Source organism: Lysinibacillus sp. RS10, assembly GCF_041956855.1.
Taxonomy (GTDB): Bacteria; Bacillota; Bacilli; order Bacillales_A; family Planococcaceae; genus Lysinibacillus; species Lysinibacillus xylanilyticus_A.
Genome location: NZ_CP167122.1, coordinates 4,492,889 through 4,515,981, shown reverse-complemented (window position 1 = coordinate 4,515,981; position 23,093 = coordinate 4,492,889). Strand labels below are relative to the sequence as shown.

Annotated in this window: 19 protein-coding genes, 2 rRNA genes and 2 pseudogenes; 11 read left to right on the top strand and 12 right to left on the bottom strand. The window is 38.3% G+C overall.

Annotation, left to right across the window (positions count from 1 at the left end; genetic code table 11):
* Window positions 1-168 precede the first annotated feature (168 nt).
* Together ACB089_RS22635 and rrf are read left to right on the top strand one after the other, a co-directional pair.
* Window positions 169-3,096, top strand: a 23S ribosomal RNA gene (locus ACB089_RS22635).
* A 222-nt stretch (window positions 3,097-3,318) separates the two neighbouring features.
* Window positions 3,319-3,434: ribosomal RNA gene (gene rrf / locus ACB089_RS22630) — 5S ribosomal RNA — on the top strand.
* A gap of 936 nt (window positions 3,435-4,370) precedes the next feature.
* On the opposite strand, the gene helD is transcribed toward rrf, so the two are convergent.
* The gene (gene helD, locus ACB089_RS22625; RefSeq protein ID WP_374964027.1) at window positions 4,371-6,608 is read right to left on the bottom strand and encodes an RNA polymerase recycling motor HelD; all 2,238 of its coding nucleotides are present in this window, start codon (window positions 6,606-6,608) and stop codon (window positions 4,371-4,373) included.
* Between the two features lie 171 nt (window positions 6,609-6,779).
* Between helD and ACB089_RS22620 the strand changes: the two genes are divergently transcribed.
* Window positions 6,780-7,499, top strand: a complete 720-nt coding sequence (locus tag ACB089_RS22620) for a glycerophosphodiester phosphodiesterase (RefSeq protein ID WP_374964026.1) — start codon at window positions 6,780-6,782, stop codon at window positions 7,497-7,499.
* Window positions 7,500-7,574: 75 nt separating this feature from the next.
* Here the strand turns inward: ACB089_RS22620 and ACB089_RS22615 are convergent, their stop codons facing one another.
* From ACB089_RS22615 to ACB089_RS22600, 4 genes are all read right to left on the bottom strand, one after another.
* Window positions 7,575-7,772, bottom strand: a complete 198-nt coding sequence (locus tag ACB089_RS22615) for a hypothetical protein (protein ID WP_374964025.1) — start codon at window positions 7,770-7,772, stop codon at window positions 7,575-7,577.
* Between the two features lie 42 nt (window positions 7,773-7,814).
* Entirely contained in the window at window positions 7,815-7,976 is a 162-nt protein-coding gene (locus tag ACB089_RS22610; RefSeq protein ID WP_374964024.1) for a hypothetical protein, read from the bottom strand.
* 2 nt (window positions 7,977-7,978) lie between these two features.
* Window positions 7,979-8,185 carry a hypothetical protein gene (locus ACB089_RS22605; protein ID WP_374964023.1) on the bottom strand — a complete coding sequence of 69 codons (207 nt, stop codon included), beginning with the start codon at window positions 8,183-8,185 and terminating at the stop codon, window positions 7,979-7,981.
* A gap of 116 nt (window positions 8,186-8,301) precedes the next feature.
* Entirely contained in the window at window positions 8,302-9,324 is a 1,023-nt protein-coding gene (locus tag ACB089_RS22600; RefSeq protein WP_374964022.1) for a DUF2804 domain-containing protein, read from the bottom strand.
* Between the two features lie 182 nt (window positions 9,325-9,506).
* Between ACB089_RS22600 and ACB089_RS22595 the strand changes: the two genes are divergently transcribed.
* Together ACB089_RS22595 and ACB089_RS22590 are read left to right on the top strand one after the other, a co-directional pair.
* Window positions 9,507-10,001 carry an amidase domain-containing protein gene (locus ACB089_RS22595; RefSeq protein WP_374964021.1) on the top strand — a complete coding sequence of 165 codons (495 nt, stop codon included), beginning with the start codon at window positions 9,507-9,509 and terminating at the stop codon, window positions 9,999-10,001.
* A gap of 88 nt (window positions 10,002-10,089) precedes the next feature.
* Window positions 10,090-10,662: a nitroreductase gene (locus ACB089_RS22590; RefSeq protein WP_374964020.1), complete on the top strand. Its 573-nt coding sequence runs from the start codon at window positions 10,090-10,092 to the stop codon at window positions 10,660-10,662.
* Window positions 10,663-10,708: 46 nt separating this feature from the next.
* Here ACB089_RS22590 and ACB089_RS22585 read toward each other — a convergent pair whose 3' ends face one another.
* The 4 genes and pseudogenes from ACB089_RS22585 to ACB089_RS22570 all read right to left on the bottom strand — a co-directional run bounded on the left by ACB089_RS22585 (window position 10,709) and on the right by ACB089_RS22570 (window position 13,751).
* Complete coding sequence (locus ACB089_RS22585; RefSeq protein ID WP_368636030.1) at window positions 10,709-12,091, bottom strand: dipeptidase; 1,383 nt, start codon at window positions 12,089-12,091, stop codon at window positions 10,709-10,711.
* A gap of 234 nt (window positions 12,092-12,325) precedes the next feature.
* Window positions 12,326-12,700 carry an HsmA family protein gene (locus tag ACB089_RS22580; protein ID WP_374964019.1) on the bottom strand — a complete coding sequence of 125 codons (375 nt, stop codon included), beginning with the start codon at window positions 12,698-12,700 and terminating at the stop codon, window positions 12,326-12,328.
* A 163-nt stretch (window positions 12,701-12,863) separates the two neighbouring features.
* Window positions 12,864-12,949: pseudogene (locus tag ACB089_RS22575) on the bottom strand (DNA integration/recombination/inversion protein); the annotation flags it as partial.
* Window positions 12,950-13,301: 352 nt separating this feature from the next.
* Window positions 13,302-13,751, bottom strand: coding sequence for an SRPBCC family protein (locus tag ACB089_RS22570; RefSeq protein ID WP_374964018.1), 450 nt, complete (start codon window positions 13,749-13,751; stop codon window positions 13,302-13,304).
* A 532-nt stretch (window positions 13,752-14,283) separates the two neighbouring features.
* Between ACB089_RS22570 and ACB089_RS22565 the strand changes: the two genes are divergently transcribed.
* The 3 genes from ACB089_RS22565 to ACB089_RS22555 are packed head-to-tail and all read left to right on the top strand — an operon-like array spanning window position 14,284 to window position 15,116.
* Window positions 14,284-14,670 (top strand): hypothetical protein, encoded by a 387-nt coding sequence (locus tag ACB089_RS22565; RefSeq protein ID WP_375122119.1) that lies wholly within the window; start codon window positions 14,284-14,286, stop codon window positions 14,668-14,670.
* Window positions 14,671-14,688: 18 nt separating this feature from the next.
* Window positions 14,689-14,892, top strand: a complete 204-nt coding sequence (locus ACB089_RS22560; protein WP_068985171.1) for a helix-turn-helix transcriptional regulator — start codon at window positions 14,689-14,691, stop codon at window positions 14,890-14,892.
* 14 nt (window positions 14,893-14,906) lie between these two features.
* Window positions 14,907-15,116, top strand: coding sequence for a hypothetical protein (locus tag ACB089_RS22555; RefSeq protein ID WP_374964016.1), 210 nt, complete (start codon window positions 14,907-14,909; stop codon window positions 15,114-15,116).
* A 422-nt stretch (window positions 15,117-15,538) separates the two neighbouring features.
* Here the strand turns inward: ACB089_RS22555 and ACB089_RS22550 are convergent.
* Window positions 15,539-15,702: pseudogene (locus ACB089_RS22550) on the bottom strand (transposase); the annotation flags it as partial.
* Window positions 15,703-15,799: 97 nt separating this feature from the next.
* Here ACB089_RS22550 and ACB089_RS22545 point away from each other — a divergent pair.
* Window positions 15,800-16,453: a hypothetical protein gene (locus ACB089_RS22545; RefSeq protein WP_374964015.1), complete on the top strand. Its 654-nt coding sequence runs from the start codon at window positions 15,800-15,802 to the stop codon at window positions 16,451-16,453.
* Between the two features lie 653 nt (window positions 16,454-17,106).
* Here the strand turns inward: ACB089_RS22545 and ACB089_RS22540 are convergent.
* Window positions 17,107-17,793 carry a DUF2642 domain-containing protein gene (locus tag ACB089_RS22540; RefSeq protein WP_374964014.1) on the bottom strand — a complete coding sequence of 229 codons (687 nt, stop codon included), beginning with the start codon at window positions 17,791-17,793 and terminating at the stop codon, window positions 17,107-17,109.
* Window positions 17,794-18,623: 830 nt separating this feature from the next.
* Here ACB089_RS22540 and ACB089_RS22535 point away from each other — a divergent pair.
* A complete protein-coding gene (locus tag ACB089_RS22535) occupies window positions 18,624-19,967 on the top strand; it encodes an arsenic transporter (protein ID WP_374964013.1) in 1,344 nt (447 codons plus the stop codon).
* Window positions 19,968-20,506: 539 nt separating this feature from the next.
* On the opposite strand, the gene ACB089_RS22530 is transcribed toward ACB089_RS22535, so the two are convergent.
* A complete protein-coding gene (locus ACB089_RS22530; RefSeq protein WP_374964012.1) occupies window positions 20,507-22,213 on the bottom strand; it encodes a methyl-accepting chemotaxis protein in 1,707 nt (568 codons plus the stop codon).
* A 434-nt stretch (window positions 22,214-22,647) separates the two neighbouring features.
* On the opposite strand from ACB089_RS22530, the gene ACB089_RS22525 reads away from it, so the two are divergent.
* A complete protein-coding gene (locus ACB089_RS22525; protein ID WP_374964011.1) occupies window positions 22,648-22,845 on the top strand; it encodes a hypothetical protein in 198 nt (65 codons plus the stop codon).
* Window positions 22,846-23,093: the final 248 nt, after the last annotated feature.

Sequence of the window (23,093 nt, the reverse complement as noted above, 5' to 3'; positions counted from 1 at the left end):
CGGAATACAAACCTAGGGTTTGTAAGATTACGTTTTGCGTTCAGTTTTGAAGGCTCATTCTTCTGAATGAAACACTTCAAAACTTGTTCTTTGAAAACTGGATAAAACGACATTGAAATTGTAACAAACACATTTATTTTTTAAGTTTTTTTATAGGCTTAATAACTTGGTTAAGTTATTAAGGGCGCACGGCGAATGCCTTGGCACTAGGAGCCGAAGAAGGACGGCACTAACACCGATATGCTTCGGGGAGCTGTAAGTGAGCTTTGATCCGGAGATTTCCGAATGGGGGAACCCACTACGTTTAATCGCGTAGTATCTTGACGTGAATTCATAGCGTCTTGAAGGCAGACCCAGGGAACTGAAACATCTAAGTACCTGGAGGAAGAGAAAGAAAAATCGATTCCCTGAGTAGCGGCGAGCGAAACGGGAAGAGCCCAAACCAAGAGGCTTGCCTCTTGGGGTTGTAGGACACTCTATACGGAGTTACAAAAGAGCGAGTTAGATGAAGCGACTTGGAAAGGTCCGCCAGAGCAGGTAAAAGCCCTGTAGTCGAAAGTTCGTTCTCTCCTGAGTGGATCCTGAGTACGGCGGAACACGTGAAATTCCGTCGGAATCCGGGAGGACCATCTCCCAAGGCTAAATACTACCTAGTGACCGATAGTGAACCAGTACCGTGAGGGAAAGGTGAAAAGCACCCCGGAAGGGGAGTGAAAGAGATCCTGAAACCGTGTGCCTACAAGTAGTTAGAGCCCGTTAATGGGTGATAGCGTGCCTTTTGTAGAATGAACCGGCGAGTTACGATTACGTGCGAGGTTAAGCTTTAGAAGGCGGAGCCGCAGCGAAAGCGAGTCTGAATAGGGCGAATTAGTACGTGGTCGTAGACCCGAAACCAGGTGATCTACCCATGTCCAGGGTGAAGGTGAGGTAACACTTACTGGAGGCCCGAACCCACGCACGTTGAAAAGTGCGGGGATGAGGTGTGGGTAGCGGAGAAATTCCAATCGAACTTGGAGATAGCTGGTTCTCTCCGAAATAGCTTTAGGGCTAGCCTCGTGATGAGAATACTGGAGGTAGAGCACTGTTTGGACTAGGGGGCCATCCCGGTTTACCGAATTCAGACAAACTCCGAATGCCAGATATTTATACACGGGAGTCAGACTGCGAGTGATAAGATCCGTAGTCAAAAGGGAAACAGCCCAGACCACCAGCTAAGGTCCCAAAGTAATCGTTAAGTGGAAAAGGATGTGGCGTTGCACAGACAACCAGGATGTTGGCTTAGAAGCAGCCATCATTTAAAGAGTGCGTAATAGCTCACTGGTCGAGTGACGCTGCGCCGAAAATGTATCGGGGCTAAACGATTCACCGAAGCTGTGGATTGACATCTACGATGTCAGTGGTAGGAGAGCGTTCTAAGTGCGTTGAAGTCAGACCGGAAGGACTGGTGGAGCGCTTAGAAGTGAGAATGCCGGTATGAGTAGCGAAAGACGGGTGAGAATCCCGTCCACCGTATGACTAAGGTTTCCTGAGGAAGGCTCGTCCGCTCAGGGTTAGTCGGGACCTAAGCCGAGGCCGATAGGCGTAGGCGATGGACAACAGGTTGATATTCCTGTACCACCTCCTCACCGTTTGAGAAATGGGGGGACGCAGTAGGATAGGGTAAGCGCGCCGTTGGTTGTGCGCGTCCAAGCAGTAAGGCGTGTGTGTAGGCAAATCCGCACACTGTAACGTTGAGCTGTGATGGCGAGTCCGTATGGACGAAGTTCCTGATTTCACACTGCCAAGAAAAGCCTCTATCGAGGTGAGAGGTGCCCGTACCGCAAACCGACACAGGTAGTCGAGGAGAGAATCCTAAGGTGTGCGAGAGAACTCTCGTTAAGGAACTCGGCAAAATGACCCCGTAACTTCGGGAGAAGGGGTGCTCTTGAGCGTGCAAGCGCATGAGAGCCGCAGTGAATAGGCCCAGGCGACTGTTTAGCAAAAACACAGGTCTCTGCAAAACCGTAAGGTGACGTATAGGGGCTGACGCCTGCCCGGTGCTGGAAGGTTAAGAGGAGTGGTTAGCGCAAGCGAAGCTGCGAATTGAAGCCCCAGTAAACGGCGGCCGTAACTATAACGGTCCTAAGGTAGCGAAATTCCTTGTCGGGTAAGTTCCGACCCGCACGAAAGGCGTAACGATCTGGGCACTGTCTCAACGAGAGACTCGGTGAAATTATAGTACCTGTGAAGATGCAGGTTACCCGCGACAGGACGGAAAGACCCCGTGGAGCTTTACTGTAGCCTGATATTGAATTTTGGTACAACTTGTACAGGATAGGTAGGAGCCAGAGATCTCGGAGCGCCAGCTTCGAAGGAGGCGTCGGTGGGATACTACCCTGGTTGTATTGAAATTCTAACCCATGCCCCTTAGCGGGGCAGGAGACAGTGTCAGGCGGACAGTTTGACTGGGGCGGTCGCCTCCTAAAAGGTAACGGAGGCGCCCAAAGGTTCCCTCAGAATGGTTGGAAATCATTCGTAGAGTGTAAAGGCACAAGGGAGCTTGACTGCGAGACCTACAAGTCGAGCAGGGTCGAAAGACGGGCTTAGTGATCCGGTGGTTCCGCATGGAAGGGCCATCGCTCAACGGATAAAAGCTACCCCGGGGATAACAGGCTTATCTCCCCCAAGAGTCCACATCGACGGGGAGGTTTGGCACCTCGATGTCGGCTCATCGCATCCTGGGGCTGTAGTCGGTCCCAAGGGTTGGGCTGTTCGCCCATTAAAGCGGTACGCGAGCTGGGTTCAGAACGTCGTGAGACAGTTCGGTCCCTATCCGTCGTGGGCGTAGGAAATTTGAGAGGAGCTGTCCTTAGTACGAGAGGACCGGGATGGACACACCGCTGGTGTACCAGTTGTCTTGCCAAAGGCATCGCTGGGTAGCTATGTGTGGACGGGATAAGTGCTGAAAGCATCTAAGCATGAAGCCCCCCTCAAGATGAGATTTCCCATTACGCAAGTAAGTAAGATCCCTCAAAGACGATGAGGTAGATAGGTTCGAGGTGGAAGTGTGGTGACACATGGAGCTGACGAATACTAATCGATCGAGGACTTAACCAAAATGTTTGAAACATTCAATGCGCGTTTATCCAGTTTTGAAAGAACAATTTCTTTCAACCAAGGGTTTCAAGATACGATGTATATTGAAAGCCGAAGAGAGCTTCAAGACACAAGTAGTACAAGGAAGCAAACGAGTGAATGAGGGAGCGTACCTCTGTACGTGACCGATTGAGCGAGAGAAGCTGACGCAGTAATACGCCGTGTATTGGAGGTCGAAAATAGTCTAGTGATGATGGCAAAGAGGTCACACCCGTTCCCATACCGAACACGGAAGTTAAGCTCTTTAGCGCCGATGGTAGTTGGGGGCTTCCCCCTGTGAGAGTAGGACGTCGCTAGGCACCTAGAAAAGTCGAGGATTTATTCCTTGGCTTTTTTTCTATGGAAATAAATAATCTCTTGGTCTATGATTTAAAATACCAACAACAAAAAGGAATTTGTTCGGGGGAACTTGATTAATTCTTTTTGGTTAGTTAACTTATTTATGGTCCTTTGTATGGCACGTCAACATCTAGCGCTTATGATTGATTGTGCATTACAACTAACACCAATACGAGAAGCTGTATCATTTTAGGATGTACCGAAATAACAAATCACAAGACCGTACTCAAATGGCGAAAATGATGGTCCTTACTTTTGATTTAACCCATTTAAGGATTTCGATTCGTCGCACTAGGCGAGTTGATATAGTACCGCACTAGCAGATCATGACATTGTGCTAGGTGAGGAACCGATAATTTCTAACTCGCACACAATTTTCGGCGATTATGTAACGAGCACTTGGCTTATAAAAATGAAGCTTTGGGAAAGAGAGATGTATCGTATATTGGATACATCTCTCTTTCTGATTGTAGATAAGTGTAAAGAAAATAATTATTACCTAATTGCTCGTAATGAATACTAGGAGTGATTGTGTAAGCTTTTATTAGGGAGCCTTTTTATCATAAATTCGTAACTATCTTCATATAGTAATAGCAAGCCTATGAAAGGAGTCGTTATCATGCGTATGCCGGCACTACCTAAAAAGAAGTCTCCTCCAAGGGAAGCACCAAGGTCATGGTGGAAAGTTGTGAAAGCGTATTTATCCAGAGGGAGGTTTTACCGTATACCGCCTCGGAATCGATAAATGAGCATTAAATGTTCGATGTAAAAAAGTCGCCTTAATAGCGACTTTTTTATCTTCTTTCAGCAGGGTTTTGATTGTAGCGAAAGCGAAGCGGCAGCGGCAAATGTTTTCTGTAGCGACAGCTACAATTACACCAAGGTGAAATTATTTCTTATATCTGTTCATTTTCTAATAGAAATGTATTCTTTGTTGGGCCAATTAAATAAAGCTCATGCATTGCTCGAGTGAGTGCCACGTAAAGTAGCTTTCGATCAATCTTCGTATCATAGAAAGGGATATCGAAGGCAGCTACGATGACTGCATCAAATTCAAGGCCTTTAGCTAAATGACTTGGAACAACGAGCAATAATTCCTGATTGATGGACTCAGTTTCAGTTAGGAGCTGAGCAGCAATCTTATTATTTTTTAATACTTGCTGCATGGATCTTGCCTCTGCAGTAGTTTTGCAAATTAAAGCAATGGAATGATGTCCATTGGCTCGAATGTTCTCAAAAATTTGCTTAATTTGCTGGGCATCAAATGATTGTGCCTGTATATAGGTAGGTACATTGCCATGACGAACCACGGGCTCAACTAAGGGAAGCTGTTCGTCCATTTGTGCTAAAATCTTGTTCGCTACCTCCATAATTTCAATTGTTGTTCGATAGCTTTTTTGAAGTGTTCTGAAGCTTGCTCGAGGAAATAGATTTTGAACGGGTTCCCAGGCAGTAAGAGATCGATAGCTGTGAATGCCTTGTGCTAAATCACCAACCATAGTAAACATATCCGTTTCAAGCCCTGTTTTTAAAGCAGCAAGCTGAAATAAACTATAGTCCTGTACTTCATCGATAAAGACAACTCGCATTTTCCATTCATCTGAAATTCCTTTTATACGAGCTTGTAAATAATAAAGTGCAGCTAAATCTTCAAGCACCCATTGTTCTTTAGCATGCATTTGTAAAAATTGCTGTTGTTCAAGAAAATGCCATTCTGGTGCAAGCTCTGCTAAAAGCTCAGCATTTGTTAGAAGGGTACGATAGAGAGTTTTGATGTTATGTTTAGCAAAGCGACGCATATAAACAGATACTGTTGATTTTGCCTCTTTCTCAATAGCAGGAATACGTTCATCACGTTCATCGATAAACTTAGTGACAACGCGACGGCGTTTGTCATCATCACGAATGCCATTCAGTGCTTTGCCAAGTGCTTCGTCATATTTTTTATGGAGCATATTTAAAATAGCCTGTTTCTTTTGACGAACATGGCTTGCTAGCACCTTTTTAATATGAGCTAGTCGTTTTTCAATCGGCATATAAGAAAATTCATATAAAAATAGCTTCTTTAAATGGGAGGCGCGCATAATGCAATATTTTTCAATGGATACATCCTCGAATTGGTTGGCAATTTCCTGCTCTATTTTTTGAACATATCGGTCTATTACATCCCGATAATAAAGAGAGCCCTTTATTTCGGATATCCAAGAGATGGACTGTTGGGCTTCTCCTGCAACAAGAGATTCTAATTGTTCATTAGGGTTTTGAAGTTTCAGTTTTAGTTTAGTTGCAGCTAGAACATAATCAGTAAAGGTTGTTTGACAAATTTTATCGACACCAAGCTCTGGTAAAACGTCACCAATATAATCGATAAATAACTTATTTGGTGCTAAAATCATGAGCTGCTCAGGGTTAAAATGTTCGCCCATTGTATAGAGGAAGTAAGATATTCGGTGTAAGGCAATTGTTGTTTTTCCACTACCAGCAGCTCCTTGTACGATGATCGGCTGACGAAGATGTGCTCGAATAATTTCATTTTGCTCTTTTTGGATGGTGGAGACGATTTCTGTTAAACGCACATCTGCTTTTCCAGCTAACGCTTCTTGCAGTAATTCATCGTTTGTTGTTAAATCAATATCCCGTATATCAAGCAATTCACCATCTTCTATTTTATATTGACGCTTGGCAAATAGGTGTCCCTGATGGATCTCTCCGCGCACATCATATTCCATATCCCCAAGGCGACCATCATAATAGACGTTTGCTACCGGTGAACGCCAATCGACTATAATAGGCTCATGGGTTTCTCGATGAAACAAAGAGGTTTTACCGATATAAAGAAATTCTTCAGGATCTCCAGTTTTTTGAAAATGAATTCGAGCAAAGTATGGCTTTTTTTGAACAGCCTCTAAGCCTTCCTTTTGGTTTCGAGCCATTTCAAAGAAACGAGCATTTGCTAAGATATTTAAATAGCTCAAACTTGAATCTAAATAATCAAGATCTGCCATCGACTTACGGATATTTTCCTGAGCAGATTGCAAATCTTTTTTCGATTCATTTAAAATTTGCTGCATATAATTTTTGGTGTAAACTAGCCGTTCCACTTCAACCTGAAAATCTGGATGTTGTGCAGTCATTTTTTAGCACCTCCTAAGTACTTACAATTTCAAGTAGATTCTAATACTACTATATAAAATATTTACCATCAAGTGAAATTGTAATAGGATTATTTAGGAAGAAGGAAAACCGAAATTCAAGGCCCACCCGCTAATCTGATGAGAGGTGGGCGAAATAGGAGGTTATTAGATTTGGATATTTTTGCCCATAGAGGCGTTTCTGCACATTACCCTGAAAATACTATCGCTGCGTTTGTAGCTGCATCAAAGCTTCCGATTGCTGGGATTGAATTAGATGTTCATTTAACAGCGGATAGGGAGTTGGTCGTGATTCATGATGAAACGATTGATCGCACATCTAACGGTTCTGGCTACGTAAAGGATTATACGCTACAAGAACTTCGTGCATTTGATTTTGGTTCATGGTTTTCTCCTGAATTTGAGGGTGAAAGCATTCCAACGCTAGGTGACATATTAGAGCTGTTTGCAGGTACAAATCATCGTATTAATATTGAACTTAAAACAGATGTATTTCCGTATAACGGTATAGAAGCTCTTGTCATTAAGGGAGTTGCTGCATACCAAATGACAGAGAGGGTGATTATTTCCTCCTTCAATCATGAATCCATTCAGATCGTCTCACAAAGAGCACCGTATATCGAAAAAGCGGCGCTGTTTGCAGAAATTTTAGTTGATTTTTATGGCTACACAGCTCAAATTCCGGCAAATGCTATACATGTCAGCTTAACAACAGCGTTTCGGAAATCAGTTAAAGAAGCTCTTAATGAAGGAGCCGTTGTACGTGTGTATACAGTCAATGATGTTGAGTATGCAAAGCAATTGCAGCAGCTTGGTGTACAGGCAATATTTACAGATGACCCGGAGAAGATAGTATCTGGATTGGCAGATTGATTGGATGGAATGGCCGGGGGGATAGAAGCAGTGATGGAACGGTCAAAGTGGCGGATGAAAGAGCTAAGGTGACGGCTAGAAGTCGGAGCGACGGATAGAAAGGCGAGATCGACGGAAAGAAAGGCCAAGGTGACGGATAGAAGTCAGAGCGACGGATAGAAGAGCCGAAGTGACGGAAAGAAAGGTCAAAGCGACGGATAGAAAGGCGAGATCGACGGAAAGAGCGACCAGAACGACGGATAGAACCGTCAAAGACGTGGATAGAACAGCCAAAAACGTGGATAGCCCACAAATCGAGGGAAATAAGAGCCAAGGTTATGGATAGAAGTCAAAGCGACGGAAAGAAGAGCCGAAGTGACGGAAAAAAAGGTCGAAGCGACGGATAGAGTGGCCAGAACGACGGATAGAATCGTCAAAGACGTGGATAGAGTAGCCAAAAACGTGGATAGCCCACAAATCGAGGGAAAGAAGAGCCAAGGTTATGGATAGAAGTCAGAGCGACGGAAAGAAAGGTCGAAGCGACGGAAAGAGTGGCCAGAACGACGGATAGAATCGTCAAAGACGTGGATAGAGCAGTCAAAAACGTGGATAGAACCATCAAGGTCGTGGATAGAGCAGTCAAAAACGTGGATAGAACCATCAAAGTCGTGGATAGCCCCGACAGAGCGACGGGAAAGAACCGCCAAAGCGACGGATAGACGCGAGTCATGGGCTTTTTCGGATTTAACGCGCTGAGGATGTGCGAATGTCAGTGCGTTAAACCCTAGTATGAGAAGAATATAGCAATTAAATTATTTTGTTCTTACCATTTCACACGATTTTCTTCTATACTGCCTAGCATTTGCTTGATTACAAGTGTTTCACCGTTGTCTAGTAATACGGAGCCGTCGTAATAGCCAAACATTTGATGTACTTCAGATTTTACAAGTCCGGCCTTTGTTACGGATACGCGCTCGAAAAACGGGGAGAATGTTAATGAAACTTGGTTAGAGAATTTTGTCTTAATTTTCCACCGTTGCATTAAATCCTCTTGATTATAATTGAACAGTACATCTTCATGTATTTTTGTCATTTGACCTTCAACGAAAACAGCATTTTCGGTCATTCCAGTCCCGTCAGTCCACTTACCGCCTAAATTGAGCCCAATTCGCCTACCTCGAACTCGCTGTGAGGCCATACCCCAATTCCATGTTGACTCACGTGGCCAAACACCACGACTATATTCTAGTACAGAGAAGTTTTCCTCAGGTGAAAATGTAAAGTGACGCGTTCCAATTGTTACAACTCCAGAAGTAGGAAGTATATGATGCTTACCTGTAAATTGGAATGTTTTACGGTTCCAAGGAATGACTACATTCAATGACTCATCTGTTGGTGGATGCTGAATGACAAGCTTCGCACGTAAAACATCTCCATCGAAGTCTGGAATTGAAACTGATAGATGTGTTTCATTTTGTATATAAGTCATCTCAATCATCATGTCACTATTTTTGTATGATACGGAATCTAGCACCTGTGTAGGCATTTTTAACTTTCCACCCAATGGAATTGTAATCGTTTTTTCAAAATAGCGCTGTGTTTCATATTCAAGGAAATAAACGAAGCAGACCGCCGCGTAGTCTAGATGACTAATAGTAGCAGAGAATATAATCTCATCACCGTAGACACACCAATAATTCCATTTCTTTTTGCGCAGAATATGGCCACTTAAATTGCTGTTTATGAGGGGTTTACGTGCAAATCCGATGGCAGCTGGATTTAAATTACCTTTTTTATCGCATAAAAGAGTAGGCTGTATAATTTCTTTCTCAGCATGCTGCTTCACTTTCAACATCCCTTCCAGTCATAAAATAAAAATGTATATTTCTTTTAACCTTATTGTAGCAAAAACTACCTTAAAATTGAAAAGATACCACCAATAAAGACCACTTTATATAGGTTTTCGAATATGGGCCTAGCTAATAGAAACACCTCTTTGTACATATGATGAATATAAGGAGGGGAAGTGTGGCAAAAATGTATAACAGACAGGCCGCTGTACAATATGCGAATTTGTGGTGGAACAGGCGTAATCCAGCATTTCCGAATTTTACTGTCGATTGTACGAACTATATTTCTCAATGCTTACTTGCTGGAGGAGCACCAATGCGAGGTGCTCCAAATAGAGAGAGAGGTTGGTGGGTTCAACATAGCAATTGGAGCTTTAGCTGGTCTGTTGCACATTCCCTTAGATGGTATTTGGAGGGCTCTAAAAATGGATTGAAGGGAAGGCGTGTGCAATCTGCTGAGGAATTAGATCTTGGAGATATCATTTTTTATGATTTCCAAGGTGATGGAAGGATTGACCATTCCGTAATTGTGACGAGTATTCAAAATGGTATTCCATATGTTAACGCACATACTTCAGATAGTATTAATCGGCCATATTTTTATGAAGATTCAACGGCCTATACGCCAAGCATGACTTATTATTATATTCATATAGATGATAGTTTTGCTTAGGAAGGTAGCGGTATTAAAGCTCATCATTTTGTGATAATGTAAAAGATAGAAAATATTGCAGTAATGTTATAAAAGGAGATACGAGTATATGAGCGAACAATTTTTGTCTGTTAGGGATGCGATTATTGAGCGTCGTTCTATTAAAAAGTTTAATGGGCAGCCAGTAAATCGTGAAGATTTACTGGCAATTATTGAAGATGCGGTATGGGCACCGAATCATGGTAATCGAGAGCCTTGGCGTTTAGTTGTTGCATGTGGAAAGGAGTTATCTGCCCTTCATCATGTATTGCGTGATTTAGCTATACCGAAATGGCAGGAGCTTTCAAGTGAAGATTTAGCGAAGCAAATGATGAAATTCACATTAGCGGGTGGTTATGCTTTTGTGATTGTTCCTGAGGATGTACGACAAAAAGAGCGTTTAGAAGATTACGCAGCGGCAAGTATTTTTATTCAAAACATTCAATTGCTAGCATGGGATAGAGGAATCGGCTCATGCTGGAAAACACCCGCTTTCCTAGATAACCCAAAATTCCGTGAATCCTTAAAAGTGCAGCCGAGTGAGCGTGTTATCGCAATGCTACAAGTTGGCTATTTTGATGAAATACCAAAAGGGAAAGAACGTAAAAAATCAGCAGATATCGTTACGATTTTTGGTGAATAACATAGCAAAATCCCCTCGTAAAAAAATGCGAGGGGATTTGTTTATTTTATTTTTGTAATTCAGCTACCTCGAATAAATAATCGCTTAAAACGCGTAATCCTTTATCGAAGTTTTCTAAATGGAAGTGTTCGTTTGGGGCATGGAAGTTTTCACTAGATAAACCGAAGCCCATTAGCACTACTGGTAATTCTAAAATTTCGTCAAAAGCAGCCACGATAGGGATTGATCCTCCTCCACGTGTGTAAGCAGTTGGCACATTATATACTTTTTCGTACGAGCGACCAGCAGCTTGGATAAGTGGATGATCAAATGGTGTTAAGAATGGACGACCTTTATCGAATTCAGAGATTGTCACTTCAACGCCAGTTGGCTTATGTTTTTCAATATGTGCTTTTAAAAGTGCTACAATTTCATCAGGTTCTTGATTTGGCACAAGACGGCAAGTGATTTTTGCGCCAGCCTCAGCAGGAAGCACCGTTTTAATGCCTTCGCCAGAGAAGCCACCAAACACACCATTGATCTCTAATGTTGGGCGTGCCCAAGTACGTTCTAAATAGGAATAGCCAGCCTCACCGAATAATTCCTTCACGCAAACTTCTTCTTTCACTGATTCTTCATCGAAGCCAAGCGCACGGTAAGCTTCACGTTCCTCTTCAGTTAACGGTAAAACTTTGTCGTAGAAGCCTTCAACTTGAATTGTGCCATGCTCATCACGGAAAGATGCTAAAATGTCAGCCAATGCATGAATAGCGTTTTGTACACCGCCACCGTAAAGACCTGAGTGAAGATCACCTTTTGCACCGCGAACATCAATTTGAATCCCTGTTAAGCCTCGTAACCCATAGCATACAGCAGGCTTACCAGGACCGTAAAGACCTGTATCAGAAATCAAAATTAAATCTGCAGCTAATTTCTCCTTATGTTCTTCAACATAGGCAGGAAGGTTAGGACTGCCAATCTCTTCTTCACCTTCATAGATGAATTTCACGTTCACTGGTAATGTGCCAGTTGTCGCAAATAAGGCTTCAATCATTTTTAAGTGCATAAACACTTGTCCTTTATCATCACTAGCACCACGAGCAAACAATTTGTTATCACGGATTGTAGGGTTAAATGGCTCGCTATCCCATAAATTTAATGGATCAACAGGCTGTACATCATAATGACCGTAAAACAGAATAGTTGGTTTGTCCTCTGCATGTAACCAATCCGCATAAACAACAGGGTGACCTGCAGTTTGAGTAATGGAGATGTTTTCTAGATTGAGTTTCTTAAAGGCATTGGCAAGCCACTCGGCAGCGTTTTGTATATCACCTTTATGCTCAGATAAAGAACTAATACTTGGAATACGTAAAAATTCGTTTAATTCATTTAAGTGTGTCTCGCGATGTTCTGTGAAATACGCATCTAATTGCTGTAAATTTGTCATCTAGCATCCCTCGTTTCAAATATTTCGATAATAGAAATAGTATAGCATAATGTGGTTGGGGAATCCTGTTATAGCAATGGTCTCTGAGATTTTTATTAATGATTAACCCCAGTTTTATACAAGTACCGCGAGAGACATCAAGTGATGATTATTGGCATTGAAAGAAGTTTCGAGGGCAAAGAAAAAAGCCGTAACGTTGGCAGGCGCTACAGCTTAAATCCATCCTTTATGTTATTAAAATTTGTTGGTCATTCCATATATCATTCCAGATATATAAGGGATTAACCAAATGAACCATACTAATATACTAAACGTATGGAATTTTATCATCATATTTGAGTCTTTTTTTACCAATACAATAGAAGCCCAAATTGCATGAAATAACATTAAAAAGATTGCTAATAAACCTGTTAGGCCATGAAAACTAAATAGAGATCCTTGTGAGGACATTTTTTCCATCATGGTAGTTCCGAGTGTATCGCATAGTAAGCCTATCCAAAAAATAATCACATGCCATAACTTTAATGTTTTTTGGAATTTTTCTGCCCATACTCCTACTGAATAAAAAATTAGTGCTGCTGTAATAAATATAGTAGCAATTATTAGCATTTCAATCACCCTCTAAAAGAATATATACACCTATTGCTCGGATTTATTATAAAAAAGCAATATGAACAACAGATGAACAGCAACTGCTACATCAAAAGAGTTTCGGGATTCTATGCACTACTGCGCACCATGAAAATAATTAGAACATGACCGTATACATCCATTCCATAATCATCATTGGTGTATTGCCTAATCTCTCAGCGATAACTTTCACATTGAATTCACGATTTAACAGGTGGTGCAATGTGTAGTCCAGTTCGATCTAAAATTTAATTGAATGCATAAATAGGACTTGTCGGAGCAATCGGATCAGCAGCGTGTTCCAAACGTATCATCTTTAGGAAATCATCTTACAGTTTGCAGCCATTTCTAAATAATGAGCCCCAAAACTATACTTTTATATGCTTTATTTTGCAAACTACTCTAATAAAGAGGCTGGGACAGAACTCGATTATTTTGAAAAATAACGAAAACAGATAATAACTTTTCCGCTTCAATGAGTAGAGTGTTCCTTCCTAAATCAAAAAAATGTTAGACCAATTGCAATCGGTCTAACATTTTTTCTTTTTGTCCCAGCCTCTTTGTGTTGTTTAATAAGTGGCTAATATTGCGCTTCCGCCACTTTTTTGACGCGTTCTAAAAATTCAACGACTACTTTGTCCGAAGCAAACAATAAAAATAATTTTACGAACCATTTTAACGGTTTATTTGTTGCGGTATAAGTAAAAGAAGTCTCTGTTTCATTTAGTTTATTTAATTCATAGTAAGCCGTAATTTCAAACATATTAGCGAGTGTAAAGCCTACTTTCAAGATTTTTTTATCAGGCGTATTCGTATATTCTAATGTTTCGACATCATACTCTTCGATACGTTTTCCTTCTTTATATTTTTGGCGATAAACACTGCCAACCACTTCTTCCGTTATTTTCATAGGTTTGTTTTCAACTACTTGTGGCATAATTTTTTGCAAATCAGCTAAAGAGCCATCAAGCAATGTCCAAACGTTTTCTATGGGAGCATTTATGTTAATAGTCTTTGTCCATGTTTTCATCAAAAAACACCTCTACTTCCAAAAATAAAATAATTGATTTTTTTATTTTATCCTTTAAATCTGTGCCTCAAACAGAAAATTTAAGGCGATCACTAAATGTAATTGTACTAGATAGTTGTAAAGGAATATATCTATTTGAGAGCTATTACTTTAAATAACATTTCACTTTGTTGATAAAATAATGTATCTAGTAATGTTTAGCATTGTATTACTATTGATCTGCAGCATGTTCGAATCAATCATAAAATCATACAAATAAAATACCAGATACTCGATTATTTGAGTATTTGGTATTTTTTTGCTTAGTGCATACTTAGATTTTTATTCGAAAACGAAGGGGAACTCAGCATCGTTTTCTTCTTGTGATGTTCAATATTAAATATGACACATATAAAATTTGGTAATTTTCTTTAATTTTTTGATGGCATTTTCATTGTTTATCAAATATTTAACTTGACGACGTTTATAAAAGTATGTAATATGAAATAAACTTCACATGAAGTTAACTTCATATTTCGGAAGGGGTATTGTATTGAAACGGAAGTTATTTCAAAGATTATTAATATCGTTCCTCGCAATAATGTTAGGTGTTATTAGTCTTTTGATGAATCCAGAGGATAAAGTGTCAACAATCTATCTTTTCATTGCTGGCATTATTATTTTGATTGTATCGATGACAATCTATATAAGAAAATCAGAAAATGAAGATGATTTATCGAAAGAATATGATGAAAGAGATGCTCTGGTTGAAGGACAAGCTTCAAATATAACTATGCATTGTATAACTTTATTAATAATAGTGTTGCTATTTTTGAGTAATTTTATTGTATTATCTGTAAAAGCGGTTCTTTTACTCTTAATACTTGCTCTTTTCATCCTAAATACTGTAACTAAGTTTTTCTATGAACGAGTCCTTTGATATTGAAGGGGGATGAATATGGAAAATAGAGTGCGGGATTTAAGAAAACAGCATAATTTAACTCAACAAGAACTGGCTGATCGTGTAAGTGTATCGTCAAGGACGATTATTTCACTTGAAAATCAGAAGTACAATCCTTCTGTATTACTTGCCTATAAAATTGCATCGATTTTTAATCAATCGATAGAGGAAGTTTTTATTTTTGATGAAAATGACAAATAAGGAGATTTTTTAATATGTTAGGTTTAATTATAATCGTTTTTGGTATTGTTTTAACTGCTTGGGGAATTTATCGTATGAAAACAGATGATGCTTTATTTGGAAAGACTCAAAAAAGAAAAAATATTTTTAATCTATTTTTAATGGGAGAGGCGTCTGGGATTGGTCAATTTTTAGGCGGAATTGTTTGTGTAATTTTAGGAGTTGCTTATTTATTGTTCGGGTAATCTAGAAAGCTACCAACCGTTTAAGTTAATATATTTAGCAAAAGACCGGGACTTGTGATTCAGGTCTTTTTGTGTTTATTCACCTTGCAATTCCTTTTATCGAGCTTCCATAATTTTGTAAGGCTACAGGAGTAAGCATCACTACTAATAATAGATTTTTCCTTTCGATTCTTGCTGTAAGTGAGGTTAGAATAGGAGCACCTATAGTTACATCAGATGTAAAAAATTTAAAACTTGAACATATAATCTATAGGATAATCTCCAATCAAAAAAGCATCCGCTCTAAGAGAGTAGATGTTTTTTGTGCTGCTATTAACCTAGTACCTCAACTATTTCTATAAGTTCTTTTAAATTGTCACGTTCGAATTTGTTATAAAGGTTTGAGGTGTCCTGCCTAAAAGAATCGTTCATATACGAAACAAGAGGTGATCGAAGCCAAAACCATTTTTCGCATCTTTCATGAGATTTTCCATCGTGCCTCGTTTTCGATAAGACTGCACAATCACTTGGGGGGAGGAACTTTTGCTGAAATTGGTCACGAAGAACGTTTGCGAAAAGAATAATTCAAAGCTGGACGAACCGATTTCTAGTCTTCTATTTTTACCTAAATGGGCATTTTGCATAGGTCGATTACTCAAATATACATATAGATAACAAGACAATACTATTAGGAGGCTAAAGGAATGAATAAAGATCTTCTGCTTACGTTAATGAATAAAGTTATAAGAGTGGATCGGGGAGGTCCTGAATCACGTATAGGGAAGTTAATGGCTGCTGAAGACGATCATTTTGTATTATTAACAGAAAAAGATGGGATTGTTTACTACAGAACGCAGCACATTAAAAGCATTTCTCTTAACCCAAGAGATGGGATGGCATTTAGTGCTGCAGATCCAGCAGCAGGTTCGTACCTACTTGCACCTGATTTTAAAGCAGTAGTAAGCAGCCTACGACATCATTGGGTTAAAGTGAATCGTGGGGGTCCAGAAATGTTAGAAGGAATAATGGATGAGGTTTCGGACGATTATATTACTATTTTTTCTAAAGAAGAAATTATCCGTCTAGCAATGTATCATGTTCGAAATATTAGTTTAGGAACAAAGAGCGAAAAAGCTAATGAAGGAAAGAAAGATCAAGAAAAAGCTAATGAAGGACAGAAAGATCAACAAAAAACGAATGAAGGAAAGAAAGATCAAGAAAAAACGAATGAAAAAAAAAATAGTGAAGCAAAAGATAGCAATGAAAGCCCTAATAATAAGACAGAAAACAGCAATAAACAAAAAAATGAAAACGTAGTGAATGATAGGGGAAGAAATGCGAGAAATAGAAGAAGGTAATGATTTTGTATTACGAAATGATTCGAGTCACGCATTGTCATATGAATATCCTTTTCAGCTGAATAGCGGAATCATTTCGTATTTCTATAAGCTCGTCAAAAGCTTCACTTGTATATTGTAGAACCTAAATCCGTATGTATACTTAGCCCTAGTAGTGGATTTTGCGCTGCTACTGCGTTATCAAATGTTTCTAAAACCAGTTCAACCTCATACCATATTCGCTAGCTTAGCTGATTGACCGTTGTCTCGAGCGATAAAGCTCGACTAAAATTTGTAATTTCTTAATTGTACTTTCTTAGACTCTTTTCGGACACGTCCTCTTGTATACTAAATTTTATTGATTGATCCGAGGCATGTCTATTCAACTATAAACATCCATTCAACAAATTTTCTTATATAATGTGATTTGAAGCTGAACTAATATCAATAATTAGTTCAGCTTCAAGTTGTTGAAAAACTAGTATGTCAATGAAATTAAGGTATCATAATGAATTACGCCAAGGCGAAAATTGATCTCAAAATATCGATAAACTATCCGCTGGTTTAGTGCAAAAACTGTAACAAAAAAGTGACAAACTTTCTTAAAACGCAACCCCTAGTTACTTTGATAAAAGGAAACAAAAAAATAACCTACATAACAAAATAGACGCACCTTACACTTGATGAACAGTTTGAATATGTGAAAGGTTAAAATACGTTGAATTAGATTTCCCGTTTTGTATCTCGATAATTTGACCTTTTACAGTTATTACTCTACCTATATGGGAAAATTCTTTTCCAAGATTTAATACAACAAGTTGATTTCTAAGTTGGTCAAATTGAGATTCGAATGTATCGTTTAGTGACTGATTGTTACTAGACGACAGGCTTAAAAATTCATTTTCACTTAGTCCGTAAGGAAACTGATCTTTAGAATATGGAATGAGCCATTTTAAATGTTTTGTTGAAATGAACATGGTTTTGTAAATAGGAGATTCAAATACAAAATAATCATTCCTAACAGACGTTATAACTCCATGTAGTGCTTGGTTTTTTGTTACAAAAATCTCCACGTATATTCCTTTTGCATGTGAAAGTATATTTGTAAGGGTTAGGTCCTTACTAGACGACACTTGAGAATCAAATGCCGGTCTTTCTGAAGGTTCTTGAACATTATCTTCATTGTCATAATCGATTTCTAAAGTTTGAATATGATCGATTGGTAAATAGACAAACATATTTCCATTATAAATCACAATAATGTCACTACTCGAATCAATCACTGAACCTTTTAATATCTTTCCTCCCGAGAGTTCAATGCCAACAATTTCTTTATTTAAATTTTGCAATAACAAAATCAAATTTACCTCCTTTTCTATATAAGTACTCAAACTATCCACAAATACTAACTGAATAAATTAATCAATAAGCTAATCGGGATGACTAAAATACTACTTTAAGCTATCCCTTCGTTAGATTAATTTTCTATGCTTTTTAAAATAAATATCCATATTAGTGTTGCTGGGGTATCAATAGGTGTCAATATGGCACTGATGTCTCCTCAAGTACACTTGCCAGACTTGTAACTTGAAAAAGTAAGGTATTTAATTCCTAATCGCAATGTACCAATCATCACAACTTATTCATTTGAAATTGCTTTTATGTCAATATTTTTATGTCTTTACGGTGCTAAAGCGCATCCAAAATCCTTTTCCAAACGCCCGTAAACTAAATGTTTGCGATTGAATTAATTATTTCAATTTCAAGATGGCGATTACTTTATAGTTTCTTTAACAATAAAAAAGAGTTCATCCTATTAGGAGGAACACCTCTGAATTATTAAACGACCTATTTTTATTTGGTTGAAATTAAGGATCTAACACTATTTTAGACGTCTCTTTATCCAAAACTTAAAGAAATACATGGCATGAGTTTAGAATTTGCTTGAACACATGCCTTTTTATGTTTGCTTTAAATCAATCTAATTCTTTACAGCATACTATTTTAATATTTAGGTAATTTAGTATGAATATTGGAGAAAGTAGGTATAAAACTAAGGGAGTTTTAACTTTTTACATATTTATACTAAGACAGCATCACTAACCTAATGAATGAGAGGGAGAGCCTATTATTTTAGTCTAATAATAAGTTATTTTTTAGAATCAAAAAACTGCTTGAAGGTGAAAATACTATGCAAATATTCGAGGTAATAACAATACTTACATTTTTAGTTACTCTTGGTTTCATTTTTTGGAGACCTAGAAATATGAATGAAGCTATTCCTGCATTGGTTGGCGCGATTATTGTAATACTTTGCGGTAGTGTGACCATGACAGATCTCGTCACAATTTTACAAACCATCAGTGATGCTGCGATTACCATCATGGCTACAATTGTCATGGCGATTGTATTAGAAAGCTTTGGGTTCTTTAACTGGGTTGCAGAGCTTCTTGCTGAAAAAGCAAACGGGTCTGGCATTCGATTATTCTGGTATGTCAATCTCTTATGCTTTCTCATGACACTCTTCGTTAATAATGACGGTAGTATTTTAATCGCAATACCAATATTAATAATGTTATTAAACAATATGGGATTAGAAAATCATCAAAAGATTCCATATTTACTTTCTGGAGGTTTAATTGCAACAGCATCCAGTGCTCCAATCGGGGTAAGTAATATCGTAAATCTAATTGCATTAAAAATTGTCGATATGACTTTGTATTCACATACAGCAATGATGTTTGTCCCTGCAACAATCGGTTTATTACTACTAGTTGGCTTACTGTTTTTATACTTCAAAAAGAACATACCTAAAACTGTTCCTACAAATGTAGCAGGGATGTCACTTCCTTCTTATCATCCACTTAAACAAATTGCTTTAGGACAATCGAAGCAAAAGCGTACTAGGTTTATGCTAAACGTACTTCTATTTGTATTTTGCGTTCGGTTAAGTCTGTTCTTTGCCTCGTTTTTAGGAATTCCAATTTCTATTATGGCGGTAATTGGATCCCTCATTCTTTTAGGGTGGAGATGGGCTTATTTAAAAATACCTCCAGGTGATATGTTAAAAAAAACACCTTGGTATATTATCGTTTTCGCATTTGGTATGTATGTCATCATCTATGGTCTCAATAATATTGGCTTAACAGAATGGTTAATTCATTTTATGCGCCCACTGGTTTCAGAAAACCTACTCAATACAAGCGTCTTAATGGGCGCACTACTTTCGGTACTTTCTAATATCTTTAATAACCACCCTGCGCTTATGGTTGGAACTATTACGTTAACCAATATGGGGCTCGACCCTATTTCCTTGAAAGTTGCTTATTTAGCAAACATTATAGGAAGTGACATAGGTGCGCTGTTACTTCCTATGGGTACCCTTGCAACACTAATGTGGATGCACATCTTAAGGAAAGGTAAGGTAAAAATCACATGGTGGGAATATATTAAAGTTACGATTATTGTGATTCCACCTACAGTCATCTTTACATTAGTTATTTTATATTATTGGGTAACGTGGCTCTTTTATTAACACTGTGGAATAGATGACCTAAATTTAATATATGATTATCCGAGAAAATTGTTCTAACATTACAATTTATTTGTTATTAATCGAAGATAATTTTTTATTAGTTGAGAGAAATAGCCACTTTAATTTGTAAATCAACGGTTCTTTAGAATCAGCTTTTTAAGCTTATACAATTGTGGTAAAAAGGTGACTTTAACTCATGCATTAGGTCTGAGTATTAATAGAGAGAGTCTACGATTTTCGTAGACTCTCTTCTACATAGCGTCAACTCGTAATGTTTTGTGTAACCATTTTAAATGGATGGGGAAAAATTTTTTTCTCATAGATTCAGGAGGTGATGAAGGAAATTAATAAGGGCGTATTGGCGCCTCAGCTTTTACATAAAAAACATCCTATACAAAACGAAAAAGGATTAAGTCCGGTTCAACACCGAACTTAATCCTTACAGATTTTTTTAAAAGATAGGGGATCACTCCAAAATGAAGTGATCCCTAATCGTTAGTGACAAATTGTATAAAGAGGTACTGCATTTAGAAATCATATTAAACTCGGAATTGAGCTGCCAAGTCTCTTAACTCTTCTGCCAAGCTTGCTAGTGAATAAGCAGATGATGAAATTTCCTCCATTGCTGCCATTTGTTCTTCGGACGAAGCAGAAATACTCTCAGTGCCGGCGGTAGTAGATCTAGTTATAGAGTGGATTGTATTCATACTACCAACAATTTCTTCAGTTCCTGCGGCCATTTGCTCAACCGCTGCAGATACTTCTTCTACCTGCATCGTAACATTTTGAATGGCATCTTGAATGGAAGCAAAAGTTGTACGTGTATTTTCTGTTGTTTTAATCCCTTCATTAACTCCCGTTGTTACTAACTTCATTGATTCAACGGCCTTTTGAGTATCTTTCTGCGTCTCTGAAATCAACACTTCAATTTGGTTTGAAGAAATAGCGGACTGTTCTGCTAATTTTCTAACCTCATCTGCAACGACAGCAAAGCCCTTCCCATGCTCGCCAGCACGTGCGGCTTCAATTGCGGCGTTCAAGGCAAGGAGATTTGTTTGTTCAGCAATTGCTGTAATTGAATCAATAATTTGACCGATTTCATTGGAACGTTTTCCTAACACGTCGACAACTTCTGATAAGCCATTTACTCGTTCTGTGATGTCCATCATTTGTTGATTCATTTGATTCGCGGCATCTATACCATGTATCACTAGAGATAAAGAATCACCTGAAAGTTCGGTTACAGCTTGAGCATTCCCAGCTACTTGTTGTACACCTGTTGAAAGCTCATTGACGGTATTGACGGTGCTAGAGACATTGTTTAGTTGCTCTACTGAACCATGAGCGATCGTTTCCATCGTATTGGCAACCATCTCTGTTGCTTTCGTAGTTTCTGCTGCATTAGCATTTAACTCTTCAGATGCTGCGGCTACATGATTAGCAGTTTCATTGACTTTTGTTACGGTAGTACGAATATTATTAATCATCGTATTAAATGATTGGGTTAATTGACCGATTTCATCCTTGGACGAATAGGTACCTTGTACAGTCAAATCTCCATCGCCTGCTTTTAACATGTTAGCCTGCAACTCTTTAACCGGATTTACAATTAAACGGCTAATCCATGTTGCCAATGCAATAAAGAAAATAATGGCTATAACAGTGAGAATGGCAGAAATGAGCATAGTAGTGTATAGACTTTGTTCATTTGCTTTATTCAACTGTTCAGCATCATCAGAACATATAATCATTAGATCACGTGCATCATTTGCCACTTTCTCACGAAAATCCTGCATAGATGTAGTGTATAAAGAATAAGCTTCCTCGTTTCGGTTTTTACTAGCCAAATCAACGACCTCTGTCATAGTACTAAAATAACCGTCAAGATTAGATTGAATAGATTCTAACAGTTTTCGTTCATTTTCATTTCCGCTGTAAGAGTCTTTGAATTCTACAATTGATTCTTCAATATTTTGAGATCTATCTGTGATGTTCGATTGTAGCTCGGTATTACGTTTAGTATCCATAGTAATCATAAGCTCTAAAACGAAAGAATCCATCGCACGAATGTCAGTTCGAATTTGACCGAGATATTGGATTGGCAAAAGTGACTCTTCGTACATATCCTTAGTTCTTTTTGCCATATCGTTAATATAATAAAAACCTCCACCCGAAATAATTAGCAAAAAAATAACAGCAGATGTAATAAGTGTTAGAATTTTCTGTTTAATTGAAAAGTTTTTCATATGTATTACCTCCCTTGTCTCAACTATCTTCAAAATTCCTTATTATTATTGTGGTATATACTAATAACTTTGGATATATTGAGTAATTTAGATTATGTAATAGTATACTACATCTAAGCTATTAATAAGAGAAGGAAAAATTAAAAAAATATAAAATAAGTATTAATAATTTGAAAAAAAACCCTGATAGTAGTTTTTAAGTAGTGAACATAAAGTGCTATGTTTGAAGTTAGTAAATTGTCATTTATAAGAAGTAGTATAGAAAACATACATATTTTGTTATGGAAAATTAAAGGAAATAAGTCCTGGGTAGTCTTTGTGATATTTATAATAGTCCCTTATTAGCGCGCTTTTTTAATTGAAAAGACTGAATACTCATTCTTTGTGCAAGGGGTATATCTGTAACATTAAATTGTTTATTGAGTAATAGATTCGTGATGAGAGATGGGGGAGAAGATCATGAACAACCAGCGTCAATTGTAAATAATCGTTTAGGTATGTTGAGCTTTTTTTATCATGGGGTGACCATTCCTTCCATTTATACAGCAATTTTATGTTTTGTGCGGATTAAGGGAACAACAGACAACATAGCTGTAGCAATTATTACTGACTCCTATGCTTTTGTTAAATAAGAATGAAGTCAATGAATTAAAGTAAGAAGAGTTCATGCTGATCATACCTTCAAAAGTCAATGAATGGCCTACAAGCGCAAATCCAAGAACACCTTTAATGGGGTGTTCTTTTTATTTTAGCTAATGGATTCCATTGAAAAGATTAAATCCAAAAGAACGAGGGGGTGTGAACTACTACATACACCTAGAGGACACTGTTGTAAATTATTGTAATTAACATGATGAAGGGAGTGTGGGCGTTGTTTTAT